This is a genomic window from Bacillota bacterium, from assembly GCA_040754675.1.
Classification (GTDB): Bacteria; Bacillota; Limnochordia; order Limnochordales; family Geochordaceae; genus Geochorda.
Genome location: JBFMCJ010000159.1, coordinates 1 through 8,286 on the forward strand (window position 1 = coordinate 1; position 8,286 = coordinate 8,286).

The 8,286-nt window shown below is 71.5% G+C and carries 12 protein-coding genes; all 12 read right to left on the minus strand.

All coding sequences use genetic code 11. The features are described from left to right. Nucleotides 1–1,026 (minus strand): RNA ligase (locus AB1609_10600; GenBank protein ID MEW6046916.1); only part of this gene is annotated, 1,026 nt, incomplete at its 3' end. Between the two features lie 18 nt (nt 1,027–1,044). Then, nucleotides 1,045–1,281: a hypothetical protein gene (locus tag AB1609_10605; GenBank protein MEW6046917.1), complete on the minus strand. Its 237-nt coding sequence runs from the start codon at nt 1,279–1,281 to the stop codon at nt 1,045–1,047. Beyond that, entirely contained in the window at nt 1,278–1,823 is a 546-nt protein-coding gene (locus AB1609_10610) for a hypothetical protein (GenBank protein MEW6046918.1), read from the minus strand. The genes AB1609_10605 and AB1609_10610 overlap by 4 nt, the downstream gene beginning before the upstream one ends. A gap of 17 nt (nt 1,824–1,840) precedes the next feature. Further along, the gene (locus AB1609_10615; GenBank protein MEW6046919.1) at nt 1,841–2,098 is read right to left on the minus strand and encodes a hypothetical protein; all 258 of its coding nucleotides are present in this window, start codon (nt 2,096–2,098) and stop codon (nt 1,841–1,843) included. Between the two features lie 130 nt (nt 2,099–2,228). Beyond that, the gene (locus AB1609_10620) at nt 2,229–2,432 is read right to left on the minus strand and encodes a hypothetical protein (protein MEW6046920.1); all 204 of its coding nucleotides are present in this window, start codon (nt 2,430–2,432) and stop codon (nt 2,229–2,231) included. A gap of 14 nt (nt 2,433–2,446) precedes the next feature. Further along, entirely contained in the window at nt 2,447–2,881 is a 435-nt protein-coding gene (locus tag AB1609_10625) for a hypothetical protein (GenBank protein ID MEW6046921.1), read from the minus strand. Nucleotides 2,882–3,151: 270 nt separating this feature from the next. Beyond that, nucleotides 3,152–3,463, minus strand: coding sequence for a YraN family protein (locus AB1609_10630; protein MEW6046922.1), 312 nt, complete (start codon nt 3,461–3,463; stop codon nt 3,152–3,154). A gap of 76 nt (nt 3,464–3,539) precedes the next feature. Further along, the gene (locus tag AB1609_10635) at nt 3,540–5,417 is read right to left on the minus strand and encodes a DNA polymerase (GenBank protein MEW6046923.1); all 1,878 of its coding nucleotides are present in this window, start codon (nt 5,415–5,417) and stop codon (nt 3,540–3,542) included. A 114-nt stretch (nt 5,418–5,531) separates the two neighbouring features. After that, on the minus strand, nt 5,532–5,921 hold the full coding sequence (locus AB1609_10640) for an RDD family protein (GenBank protein MEW6046924.1): 390 nt from the start codon (nt 5,919–5,921) through the stop codon (nt 5,532–5,534). 33 nt (nt 5,922–5,954) lie between these two features. After that, the gene (locus AB1609_10645; GenBank protein MEW6046925.1) at nt 5,955–6,203 is read right to left on the minus strand and encodes a hypothetical protein; all 249 of its coding nucleotides are present in this window, start codon (nt 6,201–6,203) and stop codon (nt 5,955–5,957) included. Nucleotides 6,204–6,323: 120 nt separating this feature from the next. Further along, nucleotides 6,324–7,394, minus strand: coding sequence for a DNA polymerase III subunit beta (locus AB1609_10650; GenBank protein ID MEW6046926.1), 1,071 nt, complete (start codon nt 7,392–7,394; stop codon nt 6,324–6,326). Between the two features lie 25 nt (nt 7,395–7,419). After that, a partial coding sequence (locus tag AB1609_10655; GenBank protein MEW6046927.1) for a VWA-like domain-containing protein occupies nt 7,420–8,286 on the minus strand: 867 nt, incomplete at its 5' end.

The window sequence follows — 8,286 nt, forward strand, 5'->3', positions numbered from 1 at the left end:
CAACCACCTCCTCGCCGCAGCCCGCCTGGCTACGGCTTCCGCCCCTGCCACGCCCCGCCTGGCCGCGAAGGCCACCGGCCAGAGCCATGCCGGCAGCTGCGTCTGTACCTGCAGAGCGTACTCTTTCGGGGACAGGTTGCGCCTGGCCTCGAAGAAAGCCGCGCAGGTGTCCAGTACCTGCCGAAGCAGGCGGTCAAGCTCCGCTACGCGGGCAGCCAGAGCCGCACCGTCCGGCAGCTTCTCGAGCAAGGGCCACACCTCGCCGCGCTCCCAGGCCTCGGCCAGGTTGCGCTGTGACTCTAGCCTCAGTAGCACCCGGTGCGCCTCGACGTAGTCGCGGGCCTTCACCTTGACCCTGAAGCCGCCCCGCCAGCGCAGGACAAAGCCCTCCCCCGAGCCCGCGTGCATTTTCTCAGCCCGGGCCACCGCCCCTTCAAGGTCCAGCGGCACCCGCTCCACCACGCGGAGCCCGACATCACGCGCCACCCGCGCGAGCTCCTCCCAGTCCAGATCGCAACCGGTCTCGGTCTCCACCGCGCCGATGAGGACAAGGTCTTCAAAGTCGTACGGGACCACCACCCGCGTCTCCGGGTGAATGATCTCGCAGAGCAGGGTGAGCCCGGGCGGCGGGAGCCGCCGCCCCTCCCACATGCGCTCCGCCACCTTTGACTGCGGCGACACGAACGAGCCCCTGGTGGCCCAGCGCAGCGCCCCGTCCGGCGTGCGATACGAGATGCCCAGGACACCGTCGAGCTTGACGGTCACCTCGGGATCCCCGGGCGGCAGGTTGATACCGAGAGCCGGCAGCTCCCACAGCCCGAAAAACTTGGGAAACGGCCTGGCGACCACGCGGTCCTGTGCCAGGTCGACCACGAGGCCCCGGCAGATCCGCGTCACGTTGTCCCAGTGACGCCCAAGCTCGCACTTGGGCGTGTAGTTGAAGATGGCCAGGTCGGGCCAGTCCGGGTGACGCTGACAGGAGACCAGTCCCCGGTCGAGATACGGCTGGACAATGTCCCAGAACACGGGCTACCACCTCCGGCGCTACTGCCGCCCGGCGCGCAGCCGGAGAGCCAGCTCGCGTGCCCCGTCCAGCAGCACCCGCCGGACGGCCAGGGTCACATCGTCGTGACTCCACCTGTGCTCTCCCGCGCCCAGTCCCGAGCACTCAAGGACATCCCGGACCGCGCGGTCCACCAGGACCTCGTCCACAGGCTCGTCCAGGACGCGCCAGAATTCCTGGCGCACCGCCAAGCTAACTTCCTCCGTGTGCTCCTTCACCGCGTCCACCTCCTCCCAGCGGCGCCTTCGTCAGTCCGCGGGAACCTGCGCTCGAGCATCCGGACGATCTCCCACCACCCGAGGGGCGACCCGTTGTAGGGCTGCGCCGGCGCGTATACAGGCACGACGCGGGACAACGCGCGAATCTGCTCCGGCGAGTCTTCCACCGCGGCGCTGATCCCCAAGACGGTGCAGGCCGCGGCCTTGTCCTGGGTCATCACCAGCCGGCCCTGGGGGAACCCGCGCCTCCTCAGCCACTCCACACTCAACCCCCGGGCCCACTCCGGCCGAGCGGTGAGGTACACGATCTCCCAGCCCGCAGCGGCCAGCCCGTCCAGCGCCTCTGCGGCTCCTGGCACCGGTTCCGCCTCGGCAAACACCTCAGGATGTCCCCGGAACCAGGCCTCGGCGTCGCGGATACCCGCCGGCTCAAGGCTGTATGTCTCCCACACCCACCCGGCCCCCAGGCCCAGGCAGGCCGCGATAGCGGCATTCACCGCCGCCACCGTGTTGCAGAGGTCGACCGCGACCACCCGACCCATTGCCGCTACCTGCCTGCCTACCAGATTCGCCATGTGTCGGGGTCCACAGCCCGCATCCCTGCACTGCACGGCCGGGTGGTAGTCCCGTCGGGCCAGCGCACCTCGATGCGGGTACCCCGGCAGCCCTCCACCTGGCACTGCCAGGTGCGGCCGGTCACGACGCCCCTGTGCATCCCGTCCCGGCTGACGACCTGTCGGGGCAGGTCCCCGGCACTCAGCTTCGGCCACAGGCTGCCCAGCAGCCTGTGGGCAGTTGACCTGCGCGTCGGTTTCATCCAACGACCTCCCTCCTTTCCCTCTCGCCGCGCGAGGGGGAAAATGTATCCCCGGCGGACTCCGCGGTCCGGGCCGCCATATGGGGCAAAAAGGAAGCCGGGAGATTGCGGCTCCCGGCTCTCTGAAAGGCTACTTCAGGTTCAGCCCGCCCCTGCCCGCCCGGAAGCGGCAGAGCGGGCAGATGTACTCGGAGGTGGTATTCCCCGTGCGCTCCCAATCCTCGGTGCCCACGTGCTGAAGCTCGTTGTCCACCGTTCTCGTGACCATGCAGTGCGTCAAGATTTCCGTAAAGCCCAGGTCGCACTGGCCGCATTTCGGGCAAACATACGGCAAGCTCTGATCCCTCCTTACAAACACCCACCCCGGTCGAGGGGCAGCACGGGTTCCACCACCTGCAGCAGCGCGGCCAGTTCGGCCCGCAGCGACTCGGGCTCACGGTCCAGGAGCTTCCGCAAGGCCGACGTGGGCACGAACGCCTCGCCGCCCACCAGGCTCACCCGGGCGTCGGCAACCCCGTCGCCCCCCGCAGCCGGCCGGAAGCGCCGTTCCTCCCTGACCAGCTCGCAATCGTCGGTCTCCAGTACCCGGTCGAACGGAACGCCGCGCCGCACCAGTTCGTCTTCCAGGCCGGCGTGGGCGTCGTCCGCGTCTGCAACCTCGTAAAAGCCGTCGCGGGTGAAGCCGGCGCCCTCGCCGTAGGGTCCGTGGGCCTTGATGAGGGCTTCGAGTTCCGGCGTAACGTCTGCCGCACGGAGACGGAAGCGCACAAAGTACGTGCTCAATACCTTCTCCCCCCTCGTATTCCTCAAGCCGCCACTCCCGGGAGGCCGCCCGGGACTCAAACGGCCCCGCGGCCACGGGCAGGTCATCGAAGCAGTCCCGCTAGGCGTCCGGAATGTCCCCCACCACGTACCAGCCGCGCCCGCCGCACGGCGGCAACCTGCTCGCCGCGGGACAGAACTTCCACCACGCCGATGCTCGTACGGATCGGAACCGGGCGGTCCCCGCGGGGGCCGCCCGGGGCAGAAAGTCGCCGCGGCGGCGCACCCACGCTATCCCACGTCCTTCTTGATTTCGACGGCAGGCGGGTCACCCGAGATGACCGCCACGTCGAAGCGGCAGACGAAATGCCACCAGCCACGCTCACCCAGGAAGCTCGCGGCCACGCGGGCAAGGCTTTCGAGTTGCTCGCGCGTCACGCGGGCGCGCTCGGGCTTCCGCACCACCACGAACGCCAGGATCGGGCCGTCGCGGACCACGAAGTCGATCTTCCCCCAGCGTTCGAGGGCGTAATCCTCCGCCACCACCCGACACCCCTGCTCCTCCAGGTACCGCCGGACGCGCTCTTTGACCTGCTCCTCCACTCCATTACACCTCCCCCTGGTCTGGGCCAGCACCTCAGCAAGCTGCTCGAGAGCGGGGCGGGGAGCCCCGCGCAGATCATCTCTCCGCAGCGACCCCGGCACGGAGCGGACGCGGCACCGCGTACCGCGAGAGGTGGTCGTCGCCGCACCGCCGCGGGGCCTGCCGCGGGGCGGTAGCCTCCTGTGGGACACCGGCACCTCGGTTTCGATCATGCGGCCGGCCCGCTCGCGGCAGCTCAGGACTTGTCCGCCCAGGTCCTCCCCACCGCGCCGCGGCCACCACCGGCACCTCGGGCACGAACTCAGCCGCCGCCGCTTCCATCTCGCGCACCATCACCTCAAGCAGTTCCTGGGCACGTTCCTCAGCGCATTCGCACACCAACTCGTCGTGCACGCACGCCACGAGGTCGGCATCCAGCCTGACGAGGTGCGGCCGCAGCCGGCCCATGGCCCGCTTCAGAACGTCCGCACCGGTACCCTGGACGGGAGTGTTGTAAAGCTCCGTCGCGGGCGGGTCACCTTCGAACCGGCGCAGCCTGCCCGAACGGGTTCTCACCTCCCTGAGTCCACGCTGCGCCCGGTGCCAGGCGGTGATCCCGCGGTAGGCCCCGAAGAACCGCCGGCGGAACTCCTCGGCTTCTTCGAGGGACATGTGCACCCCGTAGCTGTCGCGGGCGTAAGCCTGCAGGCCCCGGGCCGACATGCCGTAGATAAGGCCGAAGTTACAGGCCTTTGCCCTCTGACGCTCTTCCTTGGAGACATCCCGCGGATTTTTGCCGGAAACCATCGCCGCGGTCAGCACGTGCAGGTCCTGCCCGTGCCGGTAAGCGTCCAGCATCCGGGCGTCGCCCGAAAGCGCCGCGGCGATGCGCAGCTCTATCTGCGAGTAATCGCAGATGACGAGCGCGTTCCCCTCCTCCGCGCGGAAGCACTTGCGGAAGGCGGGGTCGCGGGGCACCTGCTGGACGTTGGGCTCGCGGCAGGAGAACCTGCCGGCAGCCGTCCGGCACTGGTCGTAGGTAGCGTGGATGCGGCCCGTCGCGGGGTTCACGTGGCCGGGCAGCTTCTCGATGAAGGCGGAGATCAGCTTCTCCAGAGCACGGCACTCCAGCAGCGCCCGCACCACGGGGTGGTCCCCGGCCACGGCCTTCAGCGTCGACTCCCGGGTGTCCGGAACCTCCAGCCCTAGACCCTCGAGGGCCGCCTTCACCTGCTGCGGTGAGTTGGGGTTGGCCGGGGCCCGTTCCCCGAACAGGTCCTCGCCGCCGGGCAGCACCAGCTCCTGAGCCAGGCGCCCGCGCAGGGCGTCGCGCCTGGCCCTCAGCTCCAGGCCCAGCTCCTCCCAGGCGTCCAGGTCGAGCAGGATGCCGGCGTACTCCATGTCCGCCACCGCCGGCGCGCAGCCGAACTCCAGCCGCGCGGCCCGCAGCAGCCCCGCCTCCCGGAGCTTGCGCTCCAGGACCTGCCACAGGGGCAGGAGCACCGCCGCGTCCCGCGCGGCGTAGAGCACCTGGGCCGCCGACAACGCTCCGGAGAAGTCCGACGCCCCCAGGGACTTGTCGAGGTCGCGGCCCAGGTGCCGGGAAACCGCCGCGGCCAAGGTGTGGGAGCCGCCGGGCAGGCCGAAAGAGAGGAGCTGGCTCGCCAGCATCGTGTCGGCCACGGAGGCCACCTCGCGCAGTCCCGCGGCGCGGAAGAACTTGAGGTCGAAAGCGGCGTGGTGGAACACCTTGCGCACGCCGGCGTCGGCTAAGAGGCCCCCGAGTGGCGCCAGCGTCCCCACCTGCCAGGCGTCAACCACCCACACGCGGCCCGGCACAGCCACCTGCACGAGCCGCAGCCTGTCCGTGCGGGGGTCGAGTCCGGTGGTTTCGGTGTCCACCCCGACGCACCCGGCCGCGCGAGCCCCCGCCACGGCCTCCCGCAGGTCTTCGGCCGACGTCACATACTCCACGCGCGAGCCTGTCGCCGGTTCCTTCAGGCTTATACCCACAGCCAAACACCCCCCGGGGACGCGGGGGAGGGCCCTTGGCCAGGCCCTCCCCGCGTGTGCCCCCGCGCGATCAGTTCAGTCAGCGCGCACCACGCGCGTGCCGGCGATCATGTCGTGCCAGCAGCGCCGCTCGGGGTCCCACAGCATCCACAGGTACCCCAGACAGAAAACCAGCCCCGAGACCATCCGGCCCACGGTCTCCCGCAGCACCGCGCGGCCCCAGCCCGGGCGCCCGCCGTCGGCGTCAGTGACTTTGATCCTGAGGGCCTTCTTGCCCCAGGTCTGGCCCCGCCTGGTGCTGCCCACCATGTAGAGCCAGAACAAGAGCAGCGACAGCGGCGTCACCCACTTCGGGGGCAAGAGCCCCAGGCCGGACAGGAAGCCGGCCGCGAAAGACATCGCTCCTCCCACCAGGACCGTGTCGATGAGATAGGCCAGCAGCCGCTGGCCAAAGGTGGCCTTCACTGCCTTTTCCTCCTTTCAGTCAGCTGCCTCCCTCTACACCGCCGCGGCCACCAGCTCGCGGCGCCCGAGGTCCACCACCGCGGGCATCATGCGCGTGCCGCAGCCGCACACCTCCGGCTCGTCGGGGCCGGGCAGGTCCTCGGAGAAGTACACCCCGCGCAGGGCCCAGCGGCCGCAGAACCGGCACTTCTGGCCCGCCTCCAGCAGGGCGCCCGGACCCGGGTGCCTCACCCAGAACCACGACCTCGCCGACTTCGCCTTCCCGTTCCCGCTTCCGTCCACGCTCTTCTCCCCCTTCCGCCGCCTCCTCGACCCGGGCGGCATTTTGCCCGCAGCAGCCCGACCGCGCCGGGCCGCCATGGGGCTTGAAAGGGGCCGGGAGGCGGGCCCGGACCCGCCCCCCTACTGCGGCCGCAGGGGCAGGAGCACGTAGCGGTAGCTCCCCTCCTGCGGTGCCGAGATGAGCGAGGCGCCCGCCTCGCCCGAGAACGCCCATACCACTTCCGACACATCCGAGCGCGCCAGCGCGCCCAGGCCGTCCAGCACCAGCGAGCAGTCAAACCGTACGGAGATCTCACCGTCCGCGGAGCAGGGCACCTCCTCGCGGGCCTTCCCGCGCGAGGAGGCAAGGGTGACCTCCATGCCAGCCGGGCAAACCCTGACCGTGGCAGCCGGGAACTCCTCCCCGGCCGCGGCCTTCACCCGCTCGAACGCCGCGGCGAGATCTCCGAGCTCTGCCCGCGCGGTGACGCGCGGCGGCACCTCGGCCACGCGCCTCCAGTCCGGGTACCCCGTGCCCACGGTGCGCAGGACCGCCCCGCCCGCGTCCCAGGAAAGCTCCACCACCGTCCCGGAGGCCCGCACGCTCACCTCTCCGTCGGGCAGGAGCCTGCCCAGGGCGGCCGCGCTGACCGGCAGGACCAGCCGCTGCCCGCCGGGCGGGGGCACGCAGGGCGCCACCGCCAGCCGCACGGCGTCAGTGCCCACCAGCAGCCCCGCGGGCTCCCAGCACACCGCACCGAGCTTGCTGGACTCGTCACGCGGCACCGCCACCAGCACCTGCTCCAGGGCCCGGCGCAGCACGCCCCCCGGCGCGGAAACCGGCTCCCCGCCGGCCCGGGGAGGCCGCGGGAACCCGTCCGGGTCGGCCGCCACCAGGCTGTAGCGCCCGCCGCAGCGCACCTCCAGCAGCCCCCCGGCCGCGGACAGCACGGCCTCCCGCCGGTCGAGGCTGCCGAAGAGCGCCGCGGCCACGCGCGCGGGGACGAGCGCCGCCCCCGGAGCCTCGACCACGGCCGGGCAGGCCGCCCACAGCCACCCGTTCAGGTCCGTCCCGGTCACCGTGACTGCTCCGCCTTCCCGGGCCTCGATCAGCACGGCGGTCAACGCCCCGGTGACGCTGGCGGGCGCGGCTGCACGGGCGGCCCGGGACAGCGCCGCGCGGAACTGGGCTACGTCCACCTCGATCCTCAAACCTCATCCTTCCCCCGGCCACCGGTCACACCATCCTCACAACAGTCCCCCACGGGGGCCGGCCCTGGCCGCGGGGCACCAGCACCCACAGCACGGGGTAAGGAGGCGCCGCTTCGGGGTACCTGCCCTCGCCGTCGGTGAGGAACACCAGGCAGGAAGGCAGGATACCCCGGCGGCGCACCTCCTCGAAAACGGGGCGGAAGTCGGTCCCGCCCCGGCCGCGCACGGGGAAGTCGGGTAGCGGCTCCCCGCGCGTGAAGGTCCGCCACGTGTAAGTGGCGGCGTCGCAGTCCACCACGTGCAGCACCACCACGTCCTGGGCCCACAGGGCCCGAACCTCGGCCAGGAACTGGCTCAGTTCCCCTTCCGTGACCGAGCCCGACGTGTCCAGGGCCACCACGGCTTCCTCCACCGCCTCGCCGCCGAACCCGGGCAGGTACAGCCCGGCGTGCAGAAAGCGCGGGTCGGGCGGCGGCCACGAGTAGTCGAACCCGGCCGGGGACAGGTAGCGGGCCAGGAGGTCCCGCCAGCTCACCCGCGGGGCGAGCGCGGCGCGCAGCCGCGCCTCGATCCCCGCAGGCAGGTCCCCCTGCCGGCAGGCAGCCAGGGCGGCCGCAACCATCTCCCGCCAGCGCTCCCACACCTCGCCGGACGGCTCTTCCGGCAGATCACCGGGGCTGTGGTCGCCCCACGGCTGCGGTTCGGGGGGCGGCTCGGGCAGGCGCGCGTAGATCTCCTCCGCGGCGAGCCCCGCGAAGGCCGGGTCGTACACCGCGCGCGAGGGCAGGGCGAACCCAGCCTCGCGCAGCAGGGCGTTGGCCTCGAGGTCCATCGCCACCCCCCACTTGAGCCGGTCGCGGCTCCCCCGCCGCCACAGGTGGCCCAGGGCGCA